At 63.8% G+C, this 25,055-nt stretch carries 23 protein-coding genes; 14 read left to right on the top strand and 9 right to left on the bottom strand.

The window, feature by feature from the left end:
• Positions 1–22: 22 nt before the first annotated feature.
• Positions 23–1,246, bottom strand: coding sequence for a beta-ketoacyl-ACP synthase I (gene fabB / locus V1283_RS38520; RefSeq protein ID WP_334391786.1), 1,224 nt, complete (start codon positions 1,244–1,246; stop codon positions 23–25).
• 78 nt (positions 1,247–1,324) lie between these two features.
• A complete protein-coding gene (gene fabA / locus V1283_RS38515) occupies positions 1,325–1,846 on the bottom strand; it encodes a 3-hydroxyacyl-[acyl-carrier-protein] dehydratase FabA (protein ID WP_334391785.1) in 522 nt (173 codons plus the stop codon).
• A 335-nt stretch (positions 1,847–2,181) separates the two neighbouring features.
• Between fabA and irrA the strand changes: the two genes are divergently transcribed.
• Positions 2,182–2,673, top strand: a complete 492-nt coding sequence (gene irrA / locus V1283_RS38510; RefSeq protein ID WP_276578736.1) for an iron response transcriptional regulator IrrA — start codon at positions 2,182–2,184, stop codon at positions 2,671–2,673.
• A gap of 107 nt (positions 2,674–2,780) precedes the next feature.
• Here the strand turns inward: irrA and V1283_RS38505 are convergent, their stop codons facing one another.
• Positions 2,781–3,308: an SH3 domain-containing protein gene (locus V1283_RS38505; RefSeq protein WP_334391784.1), complete on the bottom strand. Its 528-nt coding sequence runs from the start codon at positions 3,306–3,308 to the stop codon at positions 2,781–2,783.
• A 346-nt stretch (positions 3,309–3,654) separates the two neighbouring features.
• On the opposite strand from V1283_RS38505, the gene V1283_RS38500 reads away from it, so the two are divergent.
• Together V1283_RS38500 and V1283_RS38495 are read left to right on the top strand one after the other, a co-directional pair.
• On the top strand, positions 3,655–4,656 hold the full coding sequence (locus tag V1283_RS38500) for a 2-hydroxyacid dehydrogenase (protein ID WP_334391783.1): 1,002 nt from the start codon (positions 3,655–3,657) through the stop codon (positions 4,654–4,656).
• An 88-nt stretch (positions 4,657–4,744) separates the two neighbouring features.
• Entirely contained in the window at positions 4,745–5,338 is a 594-nt protein-coding gene (locus V1283_RS38495; protein WP_334391782.1) for a uridine kinase, read from the top strand.
• Between the two features lie 88 nt (positions 5,339–5,426).
• On the opposite strand, the gene V1283_RS38490 is transcribed toward V1283_RS38495, so the two are convergent.
• A complete protein-coding gene (locus V1283_RS38490; protein ID WP_334391781.1) occupies positions 5,427–6,341 on the bottom strand; it encodes a LysR family transcriptional regulator in 915 nt (304 codons plus the stop codon).
• Positions 6,342–6,461: 120 nt separating this feature from the next.
• Here V1283_RS38490 and V1283_RS38485 point away from each other — a divergent pair, with 120 nt between their 5' ends.
• Entirely contained in the window at positions 6,462–7,469 is a 1,008-nt protein-coding gene (locus V1283_RS38485) for an aldo/keto reductase (RefSeq protein WP_334391780.1), read from the top strand.
• Between the two features lie 40 nt (positions 7,470–7,509).
• On the opposite strand, the gene V1283_RS38480 is transcribed toward V1283_RS38485, so the two are convergent.
• Positions 7,510–8,622: a hypothetical protein gene (locus V1283_RS38480; RefSeq protein ID WP_334391779.1), complete on the bottom strand. Its 1,113-nt coding sequence runs from the start codon at positions 8,620–8,622 to the stop codon at positions 7,510–7,512.
• Positions 8,623–8,687: 65 nt separating this feature from the next.
• On the opposite strand from V1283_RS38480, the gene V1283_RS38475 reads away from it, so the two are divergent.
• Positions 8,688–9,338: a TetR/AcrR family transcriptional regulator C-terminal domain-containing protein gene (locus tag V1283_RS38475; protein ID WP_334391778.1), complete on the top strand. Its 651-nt coding sequence runs from the start codon at positions 8,688–8,690 to the stop codon at positions 9,336–9,338.
• A 9-nt stretch (positions 9,339–9,347) separates the two neighbouring features.
• On the opposite strand, the gene V1283_RS38470 is transcribed toward V1283_RS38475, so the two are convergent.
• Positions 9,348–10,151: a HesA/MoeB/ThiF family protein gene (locus tag V1283_RS38470; protein WP_334391777.1), complete on the bottom strand. Its 804-nt coding sequence runs from the start codon at positions 10,149–10,151 to the stop codon at positions 9,348–9,350.
• A gap of 123 nt (positions 10,152–10,274) precedes the next feature.
• On the opposite strand from V1283_RS38470, the gene V1283_RS38465 reads away from it, so the two are divergent.
• Positions 10,275–11,648 carry a serine protease gene (locus tag V1283_RS38465; RefSeq protein WP_334391776.1) on the top strand — a complete coding sequence of 458 codons (1,374 nt, stop codon included), beginning with the start codon at positions 10,275–10,277 and terminating at the stop codon, positions 11,646–11,648.
• Positions 11,649–11,802: 154 nt separating this feature from the next.
• On the opposite strand, the gene ggt is transcribed toward V1283_RS38465, so the two are convergent.
• The gene (ggt, locus tag V1283_RS38460; RefSeq protein WP_334391775.1) at positions 11,803–13,482 is read right to left on the bottom strand and encodes a gamma-glutamyltransferase; all 1,680 of its coding nucleotides are present in this window, start codon (positions 13,480–13,482) and stop codon (positions 11,803–11,805) included.
• 246 nt (positions 13,483–13,728) lie between these two features.
• On the opposite strand from ggt, the gene V1283_RS38455 reads away from it, so the two are divergent.
• Positions 13,729–14,499 carry a ParA family protein gene (locus V1283_RS38455; protein WP_334391774.1) on the top strand — a complete coding sequence of 257 codons (771 nt, stop codon included), beginning with the start codon at positions 13,729–13,731 and terminating at the stop codon, positions 14,497–14,499.
• A 77-nt stretch (positions 14,500–14,576) separates the two neighbouring features.
• Here the strand turns inward: V1283_RS38455 and V1283_RS38450 are convergent, their stop codons facing one another.
• Positions 14,577–15,143, bottom strand: coding sequence for a GNAT family N-acetyltransferase (locus tag V1283_RS38450; RefSeq protein WP_334391773.1), 567 nt, complete (start codon positions 15,141–15,143; stop codon positions 14,577–14,579).
• Positions 15,131–16,012, bottom strand: coding sequence for a bifunctional DNA-formamidopyrimidine glycosylase/DNA-(apurinic or apyrimidinic site) lyase (gene mutM / locus V1283_RS38445; RefSeq protein WP_334391772.1), 882 nt, complete (start codon positions 16,010–16,012; stop codon positions 15,131–15,133). The genes V1283_RS38450 and mutM overlap by 13 nt, the downstream gene beginning before the upstream one ends.
• 79 nt (positions 16,013–16,091) lie before the next feature.
• Here mutM and ubiE point away from each other — a divergent pair, with 79 nt between their 5' ends.
• The 7 genes from ubiE (at position 16,092) to V1283_RS38410 (ending at position 24,995) form a co-directional block, all read left to right on the top strand.
• Complete coding sequence (ubiE, locus tag V1283_RS38440; protein WP_334391771.1) at positions 16,092–16,853, top strand: bifunctional demethylmenaquinone methyltransferase/2-methoxy-6-polyprenyl-1,4-benzoquinol methylase UbiE; 762 nt, start codon at positions 16,092–16,094, stop codon at positions 16,851–16,853.
• The gene (gene ubiB / locus V1283_RS38435; protein ID WP_334391770.1) at positions 16,850–18,424 is read left to right on the top strand and encodes a 2-polyprenylphenol 6-hydroxylase; all 1,575 of its coding nucleotides are present in this window, start codon (positions 16,850–16,852) and stop codon (positions 18,422–18,424) included. Before ubiE ends, ubiB begins: the two co-directional genes overlap by 4 nt.
• A 55-nt stretch (positions 18,425–18,479) precedes the next feature.
• Entirely contained in the window at positions 18,480–19,919 is a 1,440-nt protein-coding gene (gene coaBC / locus V1283_RS38430) for a bifunctional phosphopantothenoylcysteine decarboxylase/phosphopantothenate--cysteine ligase CoaBC (RefSeq protein ID WP_334391769.1), read from the top strand.
• Positions 19,916–20,374, top strand: coding sequence for a dUTP diphosphatase (gene dut, locus V1283_RS38425; protein ID WP_334391768.1), 459 nt, complete (start codon positions 19,916–19,918; stop codon positions 20,372–20,374). The genes coaBC and dut overlap by 4 nt, the downstream gene beginning before the upstream one ends.
• A 171-nt stretch (positions 20,375–20,545) precedes the next feature.
• A complete protein-coding gene (locus tag V1283_RS38420) occupies positions 20,546–23,065 on the top strand; it encodes a PAS domain-containing sensor histidine kinase (protein ID WP_334391767.1) in 2,520 nt (839 codons plus the stop codon).
• Positions 23,062–24,582, top strand: coding sequence for a tRNA (adenosine(37)-N6)-threonylcarbamoyltransferase complex ATPase subunit type 1 TsaE (gene tsaE / locus V1283_RS38415; protein ID WP_334391766.1), 1,521 nt, complete (start codon positions 23,062–23,064; stop codon positions 24,580–24,582). The genes V1283_RS38420 and tsaE overlap by 4 nt, the downstream gene beginning before the upstream one ends.
• Positions 24,583–24,671: 89 nt before the next feature.
• Positions 24,672–24,995, top strand: a complete 324-nt coding sequence (locus tag V1283_RS38410) for a PilZ domain-containing protein (protein ID WP_334391765.1) — start codon at positions 24,672–24,674, stop codon at positions 24,993–24,995.
• Positions 24,996–25,055 lie beyond the last annotated feature (60 nt).

Genomic DNA, 25,055 nt, shown 5'->3' with positions numbered 1-25,055 from the left:
GCGAGAAGAGGCAGATGCGAAATCACGCATCCATGCGCTTGAACACCAGCGTGGCGTTGGTGCCGCCGAAGCCGAACGAGTTCGACAGCACGGTGCCGAGCTTGGCGTTGTCGATGCGCTTGCGCACGATCGGCATATCGGCAAAGACAGGATCGAGCTCGGTGATGTTGGCGCTTTCGCAGACGAAGCCGTTGTTCATCATGAGGAGCGAATAGATCGCTTCCTGCACGCCGGTGGCGCCCAGCGAGTGGCCGGTCAGCGCCTTGGTCGCCGAGATCGGCGGGCACTTGTCGCCGGTGCCGAACACTTTTCGAATTGCCTCGATTTCCGGCGGATCGCCCGCGGGGGTCGAGGTAGCATGCGGATTGATGTAGTCGATCGGGGTTTTCACGGTTTCGAGCGCCATGCGCATGCAGCGCTCGGCGCCCTCACCCGAGGGTGCAACCATGTCGTAACCGTCCGAGGTGGCGCCGTATCCGACCACTTCGGCATAGATGCGCGCGCCGCGCGCCTTGGCGTGTTCGAGCTCTTCCAGCACCACGACGCCGGCGCCGCCGGCGATGACAAAACCATCGCGGCTGATGTCGTAGGGGCGCGAGGCGGTGGCGGGGGTGTCGTTGTATTTGGAGGACATCGCGCCCATGGCGTCGAACAAGACCGACAGCGACCAGTCGAGCTCCTCGCAGCCGCCGGCGAAGATCACATCCTGCTTGCCGATCTGGATCGTTTCATAGGCGTTGCCGATGCAGTGGTTCGAGGTCGCGCAAGCCGACGAAATCGAATAGTTGACGCCCTTGATCTTGAACCAGGTCGCAAGCGTGGCAGACGCCGTCGACGACATCGCCTTCGGCACCGCAAACGGTCCGACCCGCTTGGGGCCCTTGCTTCGCGTGATGTCGGCCGCTTCCACAATGGTCCGCGCGGACGGCCCGCCGGAGCCCATGATGATGCCGGTGCGGACATCGGAAACTTCTTCCGGAGAAAGCCCGGAATCCTGGATCGCCTGTTCCATGGCGACGTGATTCCACGCCGCGCCCTCGCCGAGGAAGCGCATCGCGCGCCGGTCGACGATGTCGGCCGGATTGAGCGTCGGCGCGCCCTGCACCTGCGAACGGAAGCCCATCTCGGCGTATTTATCCGCGCGCTTGATCCCGGATTTCGCTTCGTGAAGGCTCGCAAGCACTTCCTGGGTGTTGTTTCCGATGGACGAGACAATTCCCATCCCCGTGATGACAACCCGCTTCATGATCGCCTCGCCCTACCGTTTCCGTTTGTCCGTGAAGATATTTTGCGCGAAGATATTTTCATACCGTGATCGCGCCGTTCAGGCGGGCGCGGTGCCTTGCTTGAACAGCCCGACCTTCAGGTCCTTGGCGCGATAGATAATCTCGCCATCCATGGAAAGCCAGCCGTCGGCAACGCCAAGCACCAGCTTTGAACGCATCACGCGTTTCATGTCGATGTTGTACACAACCTTGCGGGCGTTCGGCAGCACCTGGCCGGAGAACTTGAGTTCGCCCAACCCCAGCGCCCGGCCGTGTCCCTCGCCGCCGATCCAGCCGAGGTAGAATCCGACCATCTGCCACATCGCGTCCAGGCCGAGACAGCCCGGCATGACCGGATCGTTCTTGAAATGGCAGCCGAAGAACCACAGGTCCGGCTTCACATCGAGTTCGGCCCGAATTAAACCCTTGCCGAATACCCCGCCTTTTTCGGTAATTTCGGCGATGCGGTCGAACATCAGCATCGGCGGCAGCGGCAATTGCGCATTGCCCGGGCCGAACATCTCGCCGCGGCCGCAGGCCAGCAAATCCTCGTACTCATAACCGCTGCGCCGTTCCAGCATGGTATCCAGCCTCTCTTAGATGTCCCGATGGAGCGCTTTCTGAGCGAACCGGACCCGTTTCCCTACGGGAGAACACTTGTTTCCCGCAAATTGGCGCTACTGAGGGTGCTATCGGCATTAGCCTCTGCCGAAATCGCATATGTGGTCCGCGCGCTCTGTAACATAGGCACCGAGGCCCGGCAAAGCACTGGAACGGGCTAAAACGCCGTGTTTGTATGCTGGTTCCTCTTAACCTTGGGCCGGTTCTAGTTGCGAAAAACTTGCATCTACCTGATTTCCTTTTATATTGGGCAAGATTATTGCCCAAGTTAGCGCGCGTGGTGCCCGAAGTGGACATGAACGACCAAGCCTCAAACGTGAACGACGACGGTATCGATCCGGCCGCCCGGGCCGCCGGACATCAGCCGGCGTTGACCGGCTGTCCCTGGCACGACGTCAACGAAATGCTGCAGGCCGCCGGTCTCAGGCCAACCCGCCAGCGCATGGCACTGGGCTGGCTGCTGTTCGGCAAGGGCGCCCGCCATCTGACCGCGGAAATGCTGTACGAGGAAGCAACGCTGGCCAAGGTTCCGGTGTCGCTCGCAACCGTCTACAACACGCTCAATCAGCTCACCGATGCAGGTCTCTTGCGCCAGGTCTCGGTCGACGGCACCAAGACCTATTTCGACACCAACGTCACCGCGCACCACCACTTCTATCTCGAGAACAACCACGAGCTGGTCGACATTCCCGATCCGCACCTGGTGCTGTCGAAGATGCCCGACGTGCCGGAGGGCTACGAAATCGCCCGCGTCGACATGGTCGTGCGCCTGCGCAAGAAGCGCTGATCTTCTCCGAATGATGAATTGTCATTCCGGGGCACGCGAAGCGTGAACCCGGAATCTCGAGATTCCGGGTTCGATGCTGACGCATCGCCCCGGAATGACGCTGCGCGTCACTCCACCTTCTCATCCGCATACACGCCCCACAGGCGCTGCTGCTCGATCCAGCCGTCAAAACCGTTGCCGATCACGCGGCACCAGCCATTGGCGCATTTCTTGACCTGAGTGACGACGCCAACCTGCAGGCGAGCCGCAATCGCGCTGGCCGGATCGGGACGATCGTACAGCGACGCAAGCTCGTCCTTGGTCTTCATGGTGACGACCGCAGTGCGGCGGCCGGACAGCAGGGAATGATAGACCCAGCCCTCGGAGCCCTCGGAATCGCGCACGCGGCGCCAATTCTCGAACTCGGCGGTGATTTCGACCGGCAGGCCCGAGCGCGTATAGATCCAGGCGACATCATTATCCTTGGTCGGACCGGCCCGGACATTCACATGGTCGGATTTGAGGCTGACATATCGCGGCACCGGCAGGCCGCTGGTCGTGGTGGCCGAATCCTTGGCCGAAAAACCTGTGCTGACCGATGCCAAAAGCCAGCACCCCGCCAGCACCGCCACCGAACAGAAACGCCCCAACGCCATCAACTCGTCTCCCGCCGAGCTACTCTCAACTCGAATTCTTCGAGTTGAAACCGCTCGCTAACGCCCGAAAACCCCAAACCCCTGTGCCCCGCTTTGGTCGCCCCCGGATTGTGACTTCCGGGGGTTCTTGTCTTGGCCCGGCCTTCTGATAGAGAGGACGGAACGTTGAGAACAAGAACGCTCGAATTTTCTGCTGAAAATCCTCGGCAAGTATTTGGGAACCCAAGGACTTACCTGAGGAAACAGCGGGACACCGGGACCGCGTGGCGTCAGCAGTGTCGAACAACCGGGTTAATGAGGTCTGAACGGCGAACTCTGGCGAGCCATTGCCTCATGAGAGCAGGACATGTCGGTTAAGAAAAAACCTCTCGTCGTCGTCACCCGCAAGCTGCCGGACTCGATCGAGACCCGGATGCGCGAGCTGTTCGACGCGAGATTGAACCTCGACGACACGCCGATGACGCCGGAACAGGTCGCGGACGCGGTCCGCACCGCCGACGTGCTGGTGCCGACCGTCACCGACTTGATCAACGAGGAGATGCTCAAGCATCCCGACTGCAAGCTGCGCATGATCGCCAATTTCGGCAACGGCGTCGACAATATCGACGTCACGGCGGCGCATGCGCGCGGCATCACGGTGACCAACACGCCGAAGGTTTTGACCGAAGACACCGCCGACATGACCATGGCGCTGATTCTCGCGGTGCCGCGGCGGCTGATCGAGGGCGCATCGATCCTCACCGAGGGAAAGAACTGGCCGGGCTGGTCGCCGACCTGGATGCTCGGCCATCGCATCGGCGGCAAACGTCTCGGCATCGTCGGCATGGGCCGCATCGGACAGGCCGTGGCACGCCGGGCGCGCGCCTTCGGCCTGCAGATCCACTATCACAACCGCCGTCCCGTAGCGCCTGTTATCGCCGAGGAACTCGGCGCGACCTATTGGGAGAGCCTCGACCAGATGCTGGCGCGGATGGACATCATCTCGGTGAACTGTCCGCATACGCCGGCAACGTTTCATCTGCTCTCGGCGCGGCGCTTGAAGCTGATCCGGAAAGAGGCCTATATCGTCAACACCGCGCGCGGCGAGGTGATCGACGAGGACACGCTGATCAAGCTGATCGAGGCCGGGGACATTGGCGGCGCGGCACTCGACGTGTACGAGCACGAACCCGCGGTCAATCCAAAACTGGTACGGCTTGCCAGGGCCGGCAAGGTGACGCTGTTGCCGCATATGGGCTCGGCCACGATCGAAGGCCGCGTCGAGATGGGCGAGAAGGTGATCATCAACATCCGAACCTTCCTCGACAACCACAAGCCGCCGGACCGCGTGCTGCCCAGCATGCTGTGAGCGGGAAGGCGTGAGCGCAGCGCACGCATCCTTGCTCGCCCGCCTCGCCGATACTGTAATCGGCTTTTCTCCTGATCGAAGAATTCACGTGGCCATCGACGGCGTCGATGGCGCCGGCAAGACGACATTGGCGGATACGCTGGCGCCGCTGGTTGCCGCACGGGGCCGGCCGGTGATCCGCGCCTCGGTGGACGATTTTCACAATCCGAAAAACCTTCGCTACGCGCGCGGCAGATATTCGCCTGATGGCTTCTATCTCGACTCCTACGATTACGCTTCGTTTCGTCGGCTGTTGCTCGAGCCCTTGAGCCCCGGTGGTTCCGGCCAATACGTCGCGAAGCAGTTTGGCCTCGACAATGACAGGCCGTTCGATCCGTATCCGCAACAGGCCGGGCCGACGGCTGCGCTCATCGTCGACGGCATCTTCCTGCATCGTCCCGAATTGCGATCCTGCTGGGATCTTTCGATATTCTTGAAAGTCGATTTCGACGTATCGCTGCCGCGTGGCGCGGCGCGCGGCCAAAGCTTCGACGCCATCGACCCCAACGCGCCGCCGCATCAGCGCTATGTCGGCGGCCAGACGCGATACCTCGCCGAATGCGCCCCCGAGCGGCAGGCCGATATCGTGATCGACTACAATGATCTGGAAGTGCCAAGAATTTTGAAATCGGTGAAGCCGTAGCCCGGATGAGCGCAGCGATATCCGGGAAAACTGTATCCGCTGGAGAGACCGCCCCGGATGTCGCTGCGCTCATCCGAGCTACAGGATACTACTTGCTCCTTCGCCGCTCCCGCCTGCGCCATTCCGCAACGAAAGCCACGAACGCCGCCAGCGCCGGCGGCGGTTGTCGGCGGCTCGGGTAGTACAAGAACGGCCCCGGAAACGGGGCGCACCAATCGTCAAGCACGCTGACCAGCGCGCCGGACTTGATGCCGTAGCGAACGTAGCCCTCGAACGTCAGCCAGAAGCCTGTGCCGTCATGCACGGCGCGCAACGCGAGGCCGAGATAGGTCGCAATTAATTTGGGCGGCGGCGAGACTTTTACGACGCGGCCCGCCTTTTCGAATTCCCAGTCCAGCATCGCGCCGCTGCTAAAGCGGGTGCGGATACAAGAATGTTGCAGCAGATCCTTCGGATGCTTGGGGCTTCCATGCTGCGCGACGTATTCGCGCGAGGCCACTACCGCGTAGCGCTGTGGCGCCCCGAGCGAGACCGCAATCATGTCTTGCGCCAGATGCTCGCCATAGCGCACGCCGGCGTCAAAACCTTCGGCCACGATATCGACGAACGCACTCTCGCCGACGATCTCCAGATCGATCCTGGGATGCGCTGCAAGAAACGGCGCGACCATCGGCGCCAGCACCAGATCGATCGCCGGCGGCGGCGCATTGATACGTAGACGCCCCGACGGCACGGCCCGCAAGCCGCGCACCTGATCGAGTGCCGCGCCGACATCCGACATGGCGGGCCCGACACGGGCCAGCAACAATTCGCCGGCTTCGGTGAGGGCTACGCTGCGCGTGGTTCGGTTCATCAGCCGGACGCCGAGCCGCTCCTCCATGTCGCGCAGCCGTTGGCTGAGGCTCGAGACGGAGACGCCCTGCTCGACCGCGGCGCGGCGGAAATTCCGCGTGCGCGCCACGGCGACGAACGCATCGAGGTCGCGGAGATCGAAATCCTTCATTGTTCGATATATTGAACAAGCTATTTATAATTGTCCAGCTTATCGCTTTAATCGAGAAGGTCCATACCAGCCTCGTCATCACGGCGCGAATACCAGCCACCGATCACGAGGAGAACCACCATGGAAAAGCGCAAACTCGGCACAACAGGTCCGTCCGTCTCGGCCATCGGCCTCGGCTGCATGGGCATGTCGGACTTCTACGGCCCGGCCGACCGCAGCGAGAGCATCGCCACCATCCACGCCGCGCTCGATGCCGGCATCACCCTGCTCGACACCGGCGACTTCTACGGCATGGGCCACAATGAGATGCTGATCCGCGAAGCGCTCACCGGCCGCAATCGCGACAATCTCCAGATCAGCGTCAAGTTCGGCGGGCTGCGCGATCCCGCGATGGGGTTCGGCGGCATCGATTGCCGACCTGTCGCGGTGAAAAACTTTCTCGTCTACTCGCTGCAACGGCTCGGCGTTGACGTCATCGATATCTATCGTCCCGCGCGGCTCGACCCGTCGGTGCCGATTGAGGAGACAGTCGGCGTCATCGCCGACATGGTGAAAGCCGGATACGTCAAACACATCGGACTGTCGGAGGTCGGGTCGGACACCATTCGGCGGGCACATCGCGTGCACCCGATCGCCGATCTGCAGATCGAGTATTCGCTGATCGCGCGCGGCATCGAAAGCGACATTCTCAAGACCTGCCGCGAGCTCGGCATCGCGATCACCGCCTATGGCGTGCTGTCGCGTGGCCTGATCAGCGGGCATTGGTCAAAGGACCGTTCGGGGACAAGGGATTTCCGCCTCGCGACCCCACGGTTCCAGGGCAGCAATCTCGATGCAAATCTGGCCTTGGTCGAACTCTTGCGCGCCATCGCCGAGCAAATCGGCGCAACCCCGGCACAGGTCGCGATCGCCTGGGTCGCCGCGCAGGGTAACGACATCGTGCCGCTGGTCGGGGCGCGGCGACGCGATCGGCTGACAGAGGCACTCGGCGCACTCGATGTGAAATTAGCGGACGCGCATCTCATCGCGCTCGCCAGCGCGTTTCCGCCAAACGCCGCCGCCGGCACGCGCTACGCCGCCGAGCAGATGGCGCACCTCGACAGCGAGAAGCCGGCCAAGGCATCCTGACCCCGGCGAGGCCCGCTCAGATCGACGACGTCCGGCGGTGTCACGGTTGAGCGGGCGGGCTGCGGCCGATCGTCGTCACCGCGGTCAGCAAATCGCCGTCGCGCGAGCAGGTAACGCGGACCTGTCTCGCCACGGCCCAATCCGGCTGCGTTGGGGAAAGGGTGATGACGGCCGTCCCGGCCTGCTGCTTCGACTCTGCCGATCCCGAGACGATCGTCTCGCCGTCCATCGCGAGGCTGAAGCGCCCCGCTTCATCGAATGCGAGATCGAGTCCGCCCTGAGGCCTCCCGTCCGCGAGACAGCTTATCCGGGTGATCCGCAACCCCTCGCCGACTGCGAAGGCTTCGATTGATTCGCCGGGCGCATCTTTTCCCGCGATGCGCAGCTTTCCATCCGAGCTGCTGTTCTCGATTCGATAGATCATGACCCGGCCATCGCCCTCGAAAATCCATTCCTCTCCAACCGCCATTCGGGCGGGCCTTGTCTTCAGGCGATAGCTGATCGTTCCGGCGCGTATGGCCCCGAAAATGTGCCCTTCCGTAAAATAACCTTCATGCGCGATGAAGGGCCCGGAGCTGATCTTGACGGGAACCTCGAAACGCTTGCCGCCGACGAACACCTCGGTCTGTGGTCCTGCAAGCGCGCTTGCGCGCCGCCGCATCAGCGGCAGGCTGGTGCTGGGCGAGTGGCTGCCGGGATCGGAGATGCCGCCGCGTTTGGGATCCGGCTCGCCGACGGTCGTGATGTCGAGCACGACAGGCTCGCCCGCATGCGAGTCGAACTGCAGCCGCGCGTGCCGCCTGCCCGGCAAGGCTTCGACGGCAAGCGCGATGTCGCGACGGCAGGTCTCGCGGACAACACCATGTCCCTCGGCGGACAGACCGGCGTCATTGACGTGGTCGATCTGGCTCTGGTCGTGACGGGTGAGAATCGCACGGATCGAAGGCGTGCCATCCCCGCGATAGCTGATCATGGCTTCCACGGCCTCGTAGTCGGGATGGCCGCTGAAGAACGCCATGATGTGCATGTCCTCGCGCCGAAACCGCAGCAGGAAGGGCTGCAGCAGGTCGGGAGGCAGAACGATGCCAGGCCCGCTGTCGCTCAGCACCTCGCGCCTCGAAATCCGTCCCTGACCCTGCATGATCGCGCGCATCGTTTTGAGTACCCAAGGGTACTTGCTATACAGTACCCATGGGTACTCAGTCAAGGCGGGCAAGGATGAAGCGTTCGGATCCGGCGGCGAAGCTGTCGCAGGAGGACTCCGCGCGCGAGGAGGAGATCCTGCAGGCCGCCTTCGACGTCTTCACCGAAAAGGGCTTTCATGGCGCGCGGATGCTCGACGTCGCGAGCCGGGCGCGCGCGTCCAAGACAACGTTATATGCGCGTTACCCCAGCAAGGAGGCGCTGTTCGAAGCGCTGATGGCATGGTCGACCCGGCAGGGCACCGACGCGCTGGATGCCATTGCCGCGGACGAGACGCTCGATCCACTGACCGCGTTACAGCGTTTTGCCGCGCAATTGCTCGCGCTGATGTTGCAGCCAAAGAAGCTGGCGCTATTCCGAATCGCGGTCGCGGAAGGTGACCGGCTGTCCGCGGTCGGCCGCACCTACAGCGCCTTCACCAGGGATCACGGCATGGAGTGCGTTCGCGCGATCGTGGCGCGGCTGTTGAAGCAGAAACTGATCGAGATCGACGATCGCGCCGAATTCGGACACAGCTTTATCGGACTGTTGCAGGGCGAACTCTTCACGCGCGCACTGCTGGGCACGATCCCCTCTCCGCATCGCGAGGAGATCGATCGGCACGCCCGGCGCGCCGTGACGCGCCTGATGCGCGCCTATGCGGCGTCAGACCCGCACAGGGCCTGACGATGAGGTTCAGGCCGCGTAGCCGCTCAAATCGGTGATCGTGGGCTTATCGCCGTTGAGCGGATTGGCCGGATCGCGCCCGTAGCGCAACGTCTCGAACCGCATTGCGCGCGCGTCCACCATCACCAGCCGGCCGACCAGGCCTTCGCCGAAACCAACGATCTCGCGGATCGCCTCCAGCGCCATCATCGAGCCCAGCACGCCCGCCAACGCGCCCATGACGCCGGCTTCGGCGCAGGCCGGCACGGTGCCAGGCGGCGGCGGCTCGGGAAACAGGCAGCGATAGGTCGGATTGAACTCGCCGTCGGCGCCATGTTCATGCGCGCGGATCGTGGTCAGCGATCCGTCGAACTGGCCCAGCGCTGCCGTGATCAGCGGCTTGCCGGCGAAGAAACAGGCGTCGGACACCAGATAGCGGGTTTCGAAATTGTCGGAGCCGTCGAGCACGAGATCGTAGCCGCCGATCAGCGACATCGCGTTCCTTGCATCGAGACGCACCGCATGCGCCTCGAAATGAACATGCGGATTGAGCGCGTGAACCACTTCGGCGGCGCTGTCGACCTTGCGCCGTCCGATGTCGGGCGTGGTGTGGATGATCTGGCGCTGCAGGTTAGAGAGCGAGACGATGTCGTCATCGACCGCGCCGAGCGTGCCGACACCGGCGGCCGCCAGATACATCAGGACCGGCGCACCGAGGCCGCCGGCGCCGATCACCAGCACGGACGCCTCTTTCAGTGCGGTTTGCCCCGGGCCACCCACTTCGCGCAGCACGATATGGCGGGCGTAACGTTCGAGTTCGTCGGCCGTCAGCATGGTCGGTCTGTTTCCTGGCTCCTGAACCGAGGTGCGGTTGGTGCCGACTCAGCAGATGTGCTTAATTGGCCGAACGTCAATGCGCACTCCCTTATTCCACCCCGGTATTCTCCTGGATTTGTCATGAGATCGGTGCTTTCGGCAACATTGATGATCGCGGCCTTGGGTTTGGCGACCTCGGAGGCGCGGGCGCAGATGACGCCACCCGCCACGGCCGGCGCCAAGCCAAAACCGGTCACCGCGATACCGATCCGTCCCGCGCTGCAGAAGCCGGAGGAGACGGCCAACGCGATGGGGCTGGCCGAGCGGCTGGCGCTGCAGTCGGACCTCGCCTGGGTCGGCCAATATAACGGTGCCATCACAGGCGATATCAGCGAGCGCATGGTCAACGCCATCAAGGAATTCCAGAAGGGACGCGGCGGCAAGCCGACCGGCGTGCTCAATCCGCAGGAGCGCGGCACACTCGCCGACACCGCCAAGAAAAAGCAGGAAAGCGTCGGCTGGAAGATCGTCACCGATCCCGGCACCGGCGTGCGGCTGGGGATTCCCACCAAACTGGTGCCGCAGCAGGCCAGCGACGCCAACGGCACCAAATGGACCTCGCCGACCGGCACGATCCAGATCCAACTGGCGCGGCGCAAGGAAGCCGGCCCCGTGACGTCAAAGCTCGCCGAGCGCGAGAAAAAGGAACCGGCGCGCAATATCGACTACACCGTGGTCAAGCCGGACTTCTTCGTGCTGTCCGGCCTGCAGGGCCTTAAAAAGTTTTATCTGCGCGGCACCTTCAAGGGCGACGAGGTTCGCATCCTCACCATCCTCTACGATCAGGCGACCGAGAATACCGTGGAACCGGTCGTGATCGCGATGTCGAGCGCATTCAATGCGTTTCCGGCCGCCGTGCAAGCGGCTGGGCCTCCCCCGCGCAAGACGGTGGAATACGGCACCGGCGTCGTCGTCAGTGACGACGGCGCGATCATTGCCGATCGCCAGATCACCGACGGCTGCCTCACGGTCGCGATCGCGGGCTTTGGCAATGCCGATCGCGTCGCCGAGGACAAGGAGCACGATCTCGCGCTGCTGCGCATCTATGGCGCACGCGGGCTCAAAGCACTCAACCTCGCCAACGCCGCCACGAAGACGGCGCTCGACCTCACGGGCATTGCCGATCCGCAGAGCCAGGGCGGCGGTGCCGCGGTGAGCAGCGTCAAGGCTTCGGTGGCGCAGCTTGGCGGCGGCAGCGACATGGCGTTGACGCCCGCGCCTCCGCCGGGTTTTTCCGGCGCGGCCGCACTGGACAGCGACGGCCGATTTGCCGGCGTTGCGCTGTTGAAGCCGGTTCAGGTCGCCGGCCCCGCCAATGGCCTGCCGTCGGCGCAAGCGGTGCTGGTGACGTCAGATACGGTGCGCGACTTCCTCAAGGCCAATGGCGTGCACGCGGCCGGTGCATCGGCGGACGCCAAGGCGTCCGTGGTGCGAGTCATCTGCGTGAGGAAGTAGGCACGACTGTCGTCACCCGCCCTGTGCGCAATTGCGCACTGGGGCGGGTGACCCAGTATTCCAGAGACGTTTGTAATAGAGCCGACAGGCCGCGGCGTACTGGATCCCCGCCTGCGCGGGGATGACGACCTTTGGCTTGGCTGCGTTACGGCCCTTACGCCAGTCCAAACCTCACGCCGGCACGCGCCAGCCCGCCGGCGATGCCGATCGGCGTGCCATCCGCGCGCCAGCAGGCCGCACCTGTCATCGTGCCATCCTCGTGAAACTGGATGGCATTCATGCCGCCGGCAACCGTCGGCATCGCCAGCACCTTGTGGCCCATCGACGTGAGTTTGGCGCGGACGCTGTCAGGCACCGCCAGTTCGACTTCGAGCGCGTTGCCTTCGGTCCACACCCGCGGCGCTTCGACCGCCTCCTGCAGGCTCATGCCATGGTCGATCAGGTTGATCAGCGCCTGCATCGCACTCGGGAAGATTCGCTTTCCCCCGGGCAGGCCGAGCGCGTAGACGAGCTTGCCGTCGCGAAGCGCCATCATCGGCGACATCGAGGTGGTGACGCGCTTGCCCGGCGCCAGCGACAGCGCATGGCCGGGACGGGGATCGTAGAGATTCATGTAGTTGTTCGGGATGGCGCCGAGCCCGGGAATGAGAATCTTCGCCCCGAACAGGTTGTTGATGGTCTGCGTGGTCGCGACCACGTTGCCGAACGCATCCGCCGCCGTCATGTGCGTGGTATCAGCGCTTTCGAGCTGCGCCACGCCGGCGGCCCAGCTTTGCGCGCGGTCTGCATCGATCGCGCGGCGGCGTTCCTCGGCATAGGCCTTCGAGGTCAGGCGCTCGACCGGTACATTGATGAAATCGGGATCGCCGCTCGCGGCGGCGCGGTCGGCGAAGGCGATCTTGAGCACCTCGGCAAGGTAATGGATCGTGGCGGCGGAGCCGAAGCCGAGCTTTGCGATATCATAGCCTTCGAGAATGTTGAGCATTTGCGCGATATGCACGCCGGAGGCCGCGGGCGGCGGCGGCCCCATAATTTGCCAGCCGCGATAATCGGCGCGGATCGGCTGGCGTTCGACGGTCTTGTAATTCGTGAGATCCTTGCGGGCGATGAAGCCGCCATTCTTCTTCATGTAGTCGACGAGGATGTCGCCGAGCGGACCCTGATACAGCGCCGCCTCGCCACGTTGGGAGATGTAGGTCAGCGTTTCCGCGTATTCCGACTGCACCACGCGCTCGCCGGCCTTCAGCGGCACTCCGTTCGGCAAATAAATCGCCGAAATCTCTTTGTCCTTCAACATCTCCTCGGCGCTGTCGGTGATGCATTCGTGCAAATAAGGCGTCGCCGCATAGCCGCGCGCGGCGTGCTTGATCGCGGGCTGCATGACGTCGGCAAGGCTCATTGTGCCGAATTTGCCGAGCGTCTCGCACCAGGCTTTCAGCGAGCCCGGCACGGCCACCGCTTTCGGGCCGGTCAGGTTTTCATCGCCGACGGTATCGAACACGTCATGCGCGGAGCCAGGCTTGGACTGGTAGGTGTCGGGCTTGACTGCCGATGGCACCGTGCTCTGGCCGTCGACGAAGCGGTGGCTGCCGTCGGCCAGCCGGATATGGGCCATGCCGCCGCCGATGATGCCGACCATCATCGGCTCGACCACCGTCAGCGTGAACAATGTCGCAATCGCCGCATCGATGGCGTTGCCGCCCGCCGCCAGCATTTCCGCGCCCGCGCTCGAGGCCAGTGGATGATTGCTAACCACCATGCCGCGGCTTCCGGCCGCCGGCTGCTTCTGACATTGAAAACTGGTGGCTGCGCGATCCCGCCAATGACCCGTCATGTTGTTTTCCCGCTTCTTGTTGTGGTTTCATCGGGCGCAAATGCACCGCCCGGCAGTATTTGCCCGGATGACCACATTTCCATAATCGGGCATCATTGCAAGCTGAGTGATTCGGACTACCGCGATCCCCTGACCTTTGGATCGGGCTGGGCACGTCTGAGCGAGCGCGTAACTTGCCGTCGCAGAATGCGGCGCAGCCCGTTTGCCGTAACCCAAATACCTGAAAGCCATCCAAAGGGACTTGAAATGCAGACGATCGTATTGACCACCCAGAAGGGCGGTTCGGGAAAAAGCACGCTTTCCATCAGCCTTGCACTTGCCGCCATCCGGGCCGGCCACAATGTCCGACTGATCGAAACCGACCCCCAAGGCACCGTTTCGAACTGGAAGCGCCGCCGTCCCTATGCCTCGCCGATCGTCGAACCGATCTACGCCGCCCGGGAGGTCGAACAGCGCCTGCAATCGCTCGCGCACGACGGCGTCACGGTGACGATCGTGGATACCGCCGGCGGCGAAACCGCCGCGACCAATTCGGCCATTCGCTATTCCGACCTCTGCCTGATTCCGACGCGGCCGAGCATCGCCGACATCGAGGCGACCGCCGCGACGCTGCGCGTGATCCGGGCCTGGCACAAGCCGTTCGCCTACGTCCTGAACCAGACGCCGATCCGGGCCGCGGCGCGCCTTGCCGGCGCCGAACACGCGCTGGGCACCGAGGCGGCACTCGATGCCGCCGAGATCGTGGCCCAGCCCTTTGTCGTGATGCGCAACGACTACCAGGACGCGCTGAGCGCCGGCCTTGCGGTCTGCGAACATGCGCCGGGCGGTAAGTCCGCGGAGGAAATACGCGCCCTCTGGCAGTGGGTCGAAACGCGGCTGGGCAATGCGGTGACGGCTACCGACGAACCGGTCCTCGAGGAATTCGTGGAAATACCCGCAATTATTCCTAAATGGGCTGCGCTCCCGTCTTTCGACACTGACAGCGCACTCTTCCTGAGAACCCGGGCTCGCGTCTGATATCACGCTTCGCGCACGGCAAATGCGCGAGGCGAACGCAGAAGCAATCCGGCCACCAGCCCTGCTGGATTGCTTCGCTATGGATTTAGACGCAACCAGTTTTCCCGCGTCACGCGCCATTTTTCCGCGCGCGTCTGACCGCTGTGATGGGCAAGCTCGACATAGCCGAGGAATTCGGCGCCGGTCTTTTGCTTGACGCGGCGTGACGCCTCATTGGTAACCGCGTTACAGGCGTAGAAGACATCGACATCCAGCACGCGGAAAGCAAAATCGTTCACCGCCGAGACGGCTTCGCTCATCAAGCCCTGTTTCCAGTAGCGCTCCGCGAGCCAAAATCCCCGGTCGCCCTTCGCATTGCCGGACCAGGGACGAAAGCGGATATTCCCGATGGCTTCGCCGTCCCCGCCGCGCAGCACCAGCATCCAATTATAGATCACTTCCCCCGCGGCGGCTCTTTCCAGTTCCTGCGCGATGAAAGTCTCCGCGCCGTCGTCCGGATATGGCCAGGGGACAACCGATGCGAGATGCTGGATGATGTTCCAGTTGTTGAAATGGCGCTGGATCGCCGGCGCATCCGACAGCGCGAGCGGCCGCAAAATCAGTCGCGGCGTATGCAGCGTCGGCGTGATGGTCATTTTTGGCATTTCGGGCACCAAAACGTTGAGCGGCCATTCTGAACGAAGCGTCGTACGATGCCGCTGCAGTCTTTAGTTTGGCATTTCTCGCCCTCGCGGTCATAGACCTGGAACGAGTGCTGGAAATAGCCGAGCTCGCCGGACGTCAGGCGATGATCGCTAATCGAGGAACCCCCGGCCTTGATCGCCTGATTGAGCACGGAATGAATTGCACCGACCAGCCGCACGGCATGGTCGGTCGGCTCCGCCTTCTTCGTCGCCAGCGTCGCCGCCAGCCTCCGTGGCGATAGTTGCGAACGGTACAGCGCCTCGCAGACATAGATATTGCCGAGCCCCGCGACCACCCGCTGGTCGAGCAGCGCGGCCTTCAGGCTGGTCTTCTTGTTGAAGCACGAGCGCGCCAGCATCGCGGCGTCGAATTCGTTGCCGAGCGGCTCCGGGCCGAGACCCTTCAACAGCGGTTCGTCCTCCAGCGCGTTGCGGGCGATGATCTTCATGTAACCGAAGCGGCGCGGATCGTTGAACACGATGGAAGCCCCCGATGACATGTGAAACACGACATGGTCATGCGCGCGGTCCTCGCTGCGCGGATGGTGGAATTGGCCCGGTGTGTCGTTATGGCCGCCTTCCAGCACCCGGAACGAGCCGGACATGCCCAGATGCATCAAAAGCACGTCGCCGGAGCCGAGATCCGCCATCAGGTATTTGGCGCGGCGGCCGAGGCCGGTCACCGTCTGGCCCTGCAGCCGGGCGATAAAATCTTTTTGAAAGGGAAACCGCAGATCCTTGCGGCGGGCCTCGGCTTTCACGATTTTCGACCCCTCCATGGCGGGCTGCAGGCCGCGGCGGACGGTCTCAACTTCAGGCAATTCAGGCATGCAGGCATTCACCTTATGGAGGTGACGTGATAGCGCCATTGCGGCGGGCGCGCTATGGTCTGCCGATGGAGTAAAGTTGATGGATCGGCCGGACCAAACCACCCATTTTGGCTTCAGGGACGTGCCCCTGGGGGACAAGCAGACGCTGGTGAACGACGTATTTCATAGCGTGGCGTCCCGTTACGACCTGATGAACGATCTGATGTCGGGAGGCCTGCACCGGGTCTGGAAAGACATCATGATCAATGCGCTCAACCCGCCGAAAGTCGATGCGCCCTTTGCCCTGCTCGACGTCGCGGGCGGCACCGGCGACATCGCCTTCCGCGCGGCCGAGGCGGCAGGCGCCGGCTTCCACGCCACCGTCTGTGACATCAATATTGATATGCTCGAGGTCGGCCGCAACCGGGCGCTGGCGCGTCATCTCGACCAGCAGGTTTCATTCGTCGAGGGCAATGCCGAGGCGCTGGCGCTCCGCGATCGCAGCTTCGACGCCTACACCATCGCGTTCGGCATTCGCAACGTACCGCGGATCGATGCTGCGCTCCGCGAGGCCTATCGCGTGCTGCGGCCCGGCAGCAGATTCTTGTGCCTGGAATTCTCCACCGTCGACGTTCCCGGGCTTGACCGGCTTTACGACTTCTTCTCGTTCAAGGTGATCCCGCCGCTCGGCCGCGCCGTGACGGGCGACGCGGAATCCTATCAGTACCTTGTCGAATCGATCCGGAAATTCCCCCGGCCCAATCAATTTGCCGAGATGATCCGCGACGCCGGCTTTGCGCGGGTGAAGTGGGAAAGCCTGTCCGGCGGCATCGTGGCGTTGCATTCAGGCTGGCGTTTGTGATTTCTGCGGCGACCCACATCGCGCGGCTCGTCCGCGCCGCTTACGTGTTTGCACGCGAAGGCGTGTTCGGCGTCGTCGACCCAAGTCTCGTGCCGCCGCCCGGACAGCTCGCGCTGCGGCTGGCGCGGCTGATCGAACGCCCCGGCGCCAAATCCGGCCCGCGGCTGTCGCGCGCACTGACGCGGCTCGGACCGGCCTATCTCAAGCTCGGGCAATTTCTGGCGACCCGGCCCGACGTGGTCGGCGTCGCGATGGCACGCGACCTGGAAAGCCTGCAGGACCGGCTGCCGCCGTTTTCGCAAGCCGAAGCCGAGGCCGTGATCGCCGCGTCGCTGGAACGCCCTCTGGCTAAAGCGTTTGTCAGCCTCGGCCCGCCGGTCGCCGCCGCCTCGATCGCCCAGGTGCATCGCGGCGAGACCGAACGGGACGGCCTACGCAAATCGGTCGCGGTGAAAGTGCTCCGGCCCAATGTCGCCTCGCGTTTCCGCCGTGACCTCGGCGATTTTTTCTTTGTCGCGCACAATGCGGAAGCGCATTCGGCCGAAGCGCGGCGGCTGCGGCTGATCGAGGTCATCAACACGATGTCGCGCTCGGTCGCGATGGAGATGGACCTGCGGCTCGAGGCGGCCGCCCTGTCGGAGATGGCGGAGAACACGCGCGACGATCCGGATTTCCGCGTGCCGACCGTCGACTGGGATCGCACCACCCACAACGTGCTGACGATGGAGTGGATCGACGGCATCGCGCTGAACGACCATGCGCGGCTCGAACAATCGCATGTCGACCTGCCCGATCTCGGTCGCAAGGTGATCCAGAGCTTTCTGCGCCATGCGCTACGCGACGGCTTCTTCCATGCCGACATGCATCCCGGCAATCTGTTTCTCGACGATGCCGGCCGGCTGGTGGCGGTCGATTTCGGCATCATGGGCCGGCTCGGGCTGAAGGAGCGGCGCTTCCTCGCTGAAATTCTGCTGGGCTTCATCACGCGCGACTACCGCCGCGTTGCGGAAGTGCATTTCGAGGCGGGCTACGTGCCGGGCCATCACTCGGTGGAGAATTTCGCGCAAGCCATCCGCGCCATCGGCGAGCCGATCCACAACCGCACAGCCGAAGAAATCTCGATGGCGAAGCTGCTGACGCTTCTCCTCGAAGTCACCGGCCTGTTCGACATGCAGACCCGGCCCGAACTGATCTTGCTGCAAAAGACCATGGTGGTGGTCGAGGGGGTCGCGCGGGGTTTCGACCCCAAGCTCGACATCTGGAAGGTCGCCGATCCCGTGGTGCGCGAATGGATCGAGCGCAACCTCGGTCCACTCGGGCGAATTCAGGGCGCGATGTCAGGCGCGGGCGAACTCGGCCGGGTGATGGGGAGCCTGCCGGCGATCGCCTCGCGGGCGGTTGCCGTGCTCGAAAACATGGAGAAGATGACCCGGGAGGGCCTGACGCTGTCGCCGGAGACGATCGCAGCCATGGGCCGGGCCGAGGGCCGCAAGAGCCGCTGGCGGACGGTGGCGCTCTGGATCATCGCGGTCACCTTTATCGGAATTCTGGTCGCCATCCGCCAATTGTGATTGCAGTGATAGCACATTGTGCTAGCATTGACTGCACTTGTCGCGGGAGGCGCCCATGGCCAGCCTGACCATCCGAAAACTCGACGAGACCGTCAAAGCCTATCTGCGTGTCCGCTCGGCTGGAAACGGTCGCTCCGTCGAAGAGGAAGTCCGGGTCATCCTCGGAGAGCTCATACAGCGCGCCGAATTTCCTGGCGCAGCGGTGTCGCCGCCGTCCTCGGAGGGCCCCGCACAAGCCCCGCAGCGCATCAGCACCGCCAGCGAACGGAGCGTCACCCTGATCATCGGCGGCGGCATCGCCGCCTTCAAGTCGCTGGAACTGATCCGGCGGCTGAAAGAGCGTCACGTTCACGTCCGCTGCGTGCTGACCAGGGCCGCACAGCAATTCGTGACGCCGCTTTCCGCCAGCGCGCTGTCGCATGAGCGCGTCTATACGGATCTGTTCGACCCCGGCAGCGAATTCGACGCCGGCCATATTCGCCTCGCCCGCGAATGCGATCTGATCGTGGTGGCGCCGGCAACCGCCGACCTGATGGCGAAGATGGCGCAAGGCCATGCCGACGATCTCGCCAGCGCGATCCTGCTGGCCGCCGACCGGCCGATCCTGCTGGCGCCCGCCATGAATCCCTTGATGTGGAACAACGCCGCCACCCGCCGCAATGTGCTGCAGCTTCGGCGCGACGGCGTCCACATGATCGGCCCCAACGCCGGCGAGATGGCTGAGTCAGGCGAAGCCGGCGTCGGGCGGATGTCGGAGGCGATTGAAATCGCAGCCGCCGCCGTCGACATCCTTCGTCCGCCGCGACCGCGTCCGCTCGCAGGCAAGCGCGTGCTGATCACGGCGGGACCGACGCATGAGGCGATCGATCCCGTGCGCTATATCGCCAACCGCTCCTCCGGCAAGCAGGGCTTTGCCATCGCCGCCGCCGCACAAGCCGCAGGCGCCGACGTCACGCTGGTCTCCGGCCCGGTCGAATTGCGCGATCCGGCGGGCGTCACGGTGATCCGGGTGGAATCGGCGCGCGACATGCTGCATCGGGTGGAGGCCGCCTTGCCGGCCGATATCGCGATCTTCGCAGCCGCCGTAGCCGACTGGCGCGTCGCCAACGAAGGCGAGCAGAAACTGAAAAAGACCGCAGCCGGCATGCCGCCGCTGCAACTGGTGGAAAACCCCGACATTCTCGCGAAGATCTCGAAATTGACAGACAGGCGTCCGCCGCTGGTGATCGGATTTGCCGCCGAGACCGAGCATCTGATCGACAACGCCAAGGCCAAGATCGCGCGCAAGGGCTGCGACTGGATCGTCGCCAATGACGTTTCGCCCGCAACCGGCGTGATGGGCGGCGACCGCAACACCGTTCACCTGCTGACGCGCGACGGCAAGGAGACCAACGCCAACAGCATCGAGGTGGAGTCCTGGCCGGTGATGACCAAGGAGCAGGTCGCAGCCGAACTGGTGGCGAAGATTGCGAAAACCGTGGAGAAGAATTCGTGAGCGCGACAGTGAAGGTCGATATCCACCAATTGCCGCACGGCGAAGGTCTCGCGCTGCCAGCCTATCAGAGCGCGGATGCCGCCGGGCTCGACCTGCTGGCCGCAGTTCCCGCGGACACGCCGCTGATCCTGCCACCGGGCAGATACGCGATGGTGCCGACCGCGCTCACAATAGCCCTGCCTTCCGGCTTTGAAGCGCAGGTGCGGCCGCGTTCCGGGCTTGCCGCCAAGCATGGTGTTACCGTCTTGAATTCGCCGGGCACGGTGGACGCGGATTATCGCGGCGAGATCAACGTCCTCCTGATCAATCACGGCGATACGCCGTTCCCGATCCGGCGCGGCGAGCGCATCGCGCAGATGGTGATTGCGCCGGTTGTGCAGGCGCAACTGGTTCCGGTGGTGTCGCTTTCAGCAACCGATCGCGGCAGTGGCGGTTTCGGCTCGACTGGACGCTGAATCGTCTAGTAAAGACGACTCTCAACGGTAACTAGCTGAATTTTTCACAGCCAAATTTGAGTTCACGGTCTGGACTCTTACCGCTCGACTCGTGAAGGGGATACTCTCAGCCCGATTCGTGTTCGGCGGGGGTAGCGCCGGGCCTGCAGTCGTGCGTTTTTGGGGCAAATAATGTCGGGCGTAGTCGCGGGAATGCGTCGAACCCTGCTGTCGTGCACCTCACTGGCGCGCAACGGCGTGATTGCGCTCGCCACCGCCCTCTCCGTCTCGCCGGAACCCGCGCTGGCCGCGGACTTGACCATCCCACAGGCGATTTCCGCCCTGCTCGACCTCAATCACCAGGAATTTGCGGCACTGACGACAGCGCTGTCGCTGCTCGGCTTTACCGTGGTGGCTGCGATCCTGCTGATGCGCACGCGCATTCGGGCCAGCCGGGTGGAACTCAACCTGCGCTCCGACATCGCCGACCTGCAGGTGCAGGCCGACCGGCTGCGCGCGCTCCTGTTCGCCGAACCCCAGATCCTGATCGCCTGGGCGGCGGGCGACAACCGGCCCCAGATCAGCGGCGACACCTCGCTTCTGATCTCGCAGGACGCGCTGTCCAATTCACCGCAACGCATCCTCGCCTTTGGAACCTGGCTGCCACCGGAACCGGCGCTGCAGATGGATCATGCGGTCGACGCGCTGCGCGAGGCTGGCGAAGGCTTTCTGCTCAATCTCTCCACCTCGAACGGCCGCGCCATCGAAGCGATGGGCCGTGCCATCGGGGGGCAAGCCGTTGTGCGGATTCGCGAACTCGGGGGATTGCGCCGGGAACTCGCCGAATCCAATCTCCGTTACAGGACGTTTGTCGAAGAGACCGAGCTGCTGCGCGACTTCGCCGCCGCGGCACCCTGGCCGATCTGGGCCAAGAGCGGCGAGGGCAATCTGCGCTACGCCAACACAGCCTATGTGCGGGCCACCGAGGGCGCCAGCGTCGCGGATGCCATCTACCGCAACCTCGAGCTCCTGGAGAACGACCAGCGCGCCGAAATGGGCCGGATGCTGAACGACAATGCCACTTTCAGTGCGCGGCTGCCGATCGTGGTCGGCGGCGAGCGGCGCATCTATGACGTGCAGGCACTCAGACTTAGCGGCGGCAGCGCCGGCATCGCCATCGACGCCAGCGAGGCGACCGCGTTGCGCGACGCCATGGAGCGGATGGCGGAAGCCCATCGCCGCACCCTCGATCAATTGTCATCGGGCGTCGCCGTGTTCGACAGCCAGCGGCGGCTTGCGTTCTACAATGAATCCTACCGGCGGCTGTGGGGCCTCGACCAGGCCTTCCTCGATTCCAATCCGGACGATTCGAGCGTGCTCGACCGGCTGCGCGCGGCGCGCAAGCTACCCGAACAGCCCGACTTCCGGGCCTGGAAGGCCAAGCTGCACGAAGCCTATCGCGCCTTGGAGCCCGAGAACTACACCTGGTTCCTGCCCGATGGGCGCGCCGTCAGCGTCGTCACTACGCCGAACCTCGAAGGCGGCGTCACCTATCTATTCGACAATGTCACCGAGAGCCTCGATCTTGCACGCCGCTACGACCGGCTGACCCGGGTCCAGCATGAGACGCTCGACAATCTGGCTGAAGCGGTCGCGGTGTTCGGCAGCAATGGTCGGGTCGAATTGTTCAATCCCGCTTTCGAGAAAATGTGGAAGCTGTCGGCGGAATCGCTGAAGGAGCAACCCCACATCGAGACCGTCGAAGCGTGGTGCAAGCCGCTGTTCGACGACGCGCTCACCTGGCGGGCGCTGCGCGAAGCGATCACGGGAATCGAGAACCGGGCGCAGGTGGCGCTGAAACTCGAGCGCAAGGACGGCAGCGTGCTGGACTGCATGACCATGCCGCTGCCGGACGGCGCGACCATGCTGACCTTCCAGGACATCACCGACACCGAGAATGTCGAGCGGGCGCTGCGCGAACGCAACGAGGCGCTGGAAGCCGCCGACCAGATGAAGGTCGATTTCGTCCACCACGTGTCCTACGAACTGCGCGCGCCCCTCACCACCATCATCGGCTTTGCGCATTTCCTCAGCGATCCCTCCACTGGCCCGCTGACGACGAAGCAGGCCGAATATCTCGATTACGTCACCAAATCGACCAACGCGCTGCTCGCGCTCACCAACAACATCCTCGATCTCGCCACCATCGATGCCGGCGCCATGAAGCTCGAGCTCGGCCCGGTCAATATCGAGAAAGCGATCCGGGCTGCCGCCGAAGGCATTCAGGATCGGCTGGCGACCGACCGCATCGAACTCAAGGTCGACATCGATTCCAATATCGGCAACTTCACCGGCGACGAGCGGCGCGTGGTGCAGGTGCTTTATAATTTGCTCGCCAACGCCGTCGGATTCTCGCCGCACGATGCCGCAGTCACGATCAGCGCGCGGCGTACCGAGCATCGCGTGATCTTCACCGTCAGCGATTCCGGCCCTGGCATTCCGGCTGAGGTGAAGGACAAGGTGTTCGACTGGTTCGAGAGCCACTCCCACGGCTCGCGTCATCGCGGCGCCGGCCTCGGCCTGTCGCTGGTGCGCTCCTTTGTCGAACTGCACGGCGGCAAGGTGCGCGTCGATTCGGTGGTCGGCAAGGGCACCACGGTCACCTGCGACTTTCCGATCGATCAGAACGCACATCGCAACGCCGCCGAATGACAGTATCAGCGACATTCACGGTCGCGCTGGCGAACGAGACGGCGACGGCGCATCTGATGACCGACCTCGCGCTGCTGGTCGGTCCGGGTGACGTCATCACGCTTTCCGGCGATCTCGGCGCCGGCAAGACGGCCGCAGCCCGGGCGATGATCCGCTATCTCGCCAACGATGCCGCACTCGAAGTGCCAAGCCCGACATTCACGCTGGCGCAGAGCTACGATTTGCCGTTTCCGCTTCTTCACGCCGATCTCTATCGCATCACTGATTCGAGCGAGCTGGAGGAAATCGGATTGTCGCCGCTGCCGGAGGGCACGCTGGCGCTGATCGAATGGCCGGAACGCGCACCCGATGCGATGCCCGAAGATCGCATCGACATCGCCTTCAGCCATCGCCCGGCGCTCGGGTCCACCGCGCGCGCCGCCGAAATCACCGGCTATGGAAAAGCGGCCGCCCAGGTGACGCGATTGACGAGCTTGCGAAAGTTTCTCAGCGATTCCGGCTTCCTGGATGCGGAGCGCCAGCGCATGCCGGGCGACGCCTCGACGCGCTCCTATGCGCGGCTGGTCCGCGACGACAGCACGTCGATCCTGATGAATTCGCCGCGCCGGCCGGATGGTCCTGCGATCTATGAGGGAAAATCCTACAGCGCGGCCGTTCATCTGGCCGAAGATGTCAAGCCGTTCGTCGCCATCGACAATGGCCTGCGCGCGCACGGTTTTTCTGCGCCCGCGATCCGGCATTCCGATCTGAATTCCGGTTTCCTGATCACCGAGGATTTTGGCAGCGCCGGCGTCATCGAAGGCGACCCGCCGCGACCGATCGTCGAGCGCTACGAGGTGGCGACCGACATGCTGGCGGAGCTGCATCGCAAAGCCCTGCCCGAAACCGCGCCGCTGGAGCCGCAGGGCCCATACAGAATTCCGGTCTACGATATCGACACATGGCTGGTCGAAATCAGCCTGATGCTGGAATGGTATCTGCCGGATCGCGGCGCCGAAGTCAGCCAGCAACAGCGCGACGAATTCGTCACGATGTGGCGAACGTTGCTGGAAAAGCCGGCGGCTGCGCCGCGAACCTGGGTGATGCGGGATTTTCATTCGCCCAACATCATCTGGCTCGGCGACCGTACGGGGATCTTGCGTGTCGGGATCATCGACTTCCAGGATGCCGTGCTTGGCCCCGCCGCCTACGATCTGGTGTCGCTGCTGCAGGACGCGCGGATCGACGTTGCCGAGCAACTCGAATTGACGCTTCTGACCCGCTACATCAAGGCGCGCCGCGCCGCCGATGCTCAGTTCGACCCGGCCAGTTTCGCCGAACTTTACGCCATCATGTCGGCGCAGCGGAATACCCGCCTGCTCGGCACCTTCGCCCGGCTCAACCGGCGCGACGGCAAGCCGCAATATCTGCGCCACCAGCCCCGGATCTGGACCTACCTGAACCGCTCGCTGGCGCACCCGGCGCTGGCGGCGTTTCGCGAATGGTATGCCGCCAACGTACCGCCGCCGCTTCCCTGATTTACCTCCTGTTAGCCACCTCGCACTTATTCTGGAACAGGCCATGCCGCGGAGGCACGGCGCATTCAGTTTGACACGGGAAGACGGCCATGGCGGGGGCGGAACGTCGCAAGGGAGATCGGATCGTATTCGAGCGCGGCTTTGCGGCGCACATGATGGGCATCGACGGCACCTGGCGGCGTGACTGCGTGATGGAAGACGTCTCCGAGACCGGCGCCAAGCTGACGGTCGAAGGGTCGGTCGAGGGCCTGCACTTAAAGGAATTCTTCCTGCTGCTGTCGTCCACCGGGCTTGCCTATCGGCGCTGCGAGCTGGCCTGGGTCAACGGCGATCAGATCGGCGTCAACTTCCTGAAGCAGGGCGACAAGAAGAAGAAGGCAGCCAGGCGCGGGGCCGAGGACGCTGAGGTCTGAGGTTTGGCCCCCCGGCGGCCGTCGTACGGCCGTCATGTGCGGCAACTAAGGCCTCATGGT

It is taken from the genome of Bradyrhizobium sp. AZCC 2262 (assembly GCF_036924535.1).
In the GTDB taxonomy this organism is placed as follows: domain Bacteria; phylum Pseudomonadota; class Alphaproteobacteria; order Rhizobiales; family Xanthobacteraceae; genus Bradyrhizobium.
This window is presented reverse-complemented; position numbering and strand designations above follow the sequence as displayed.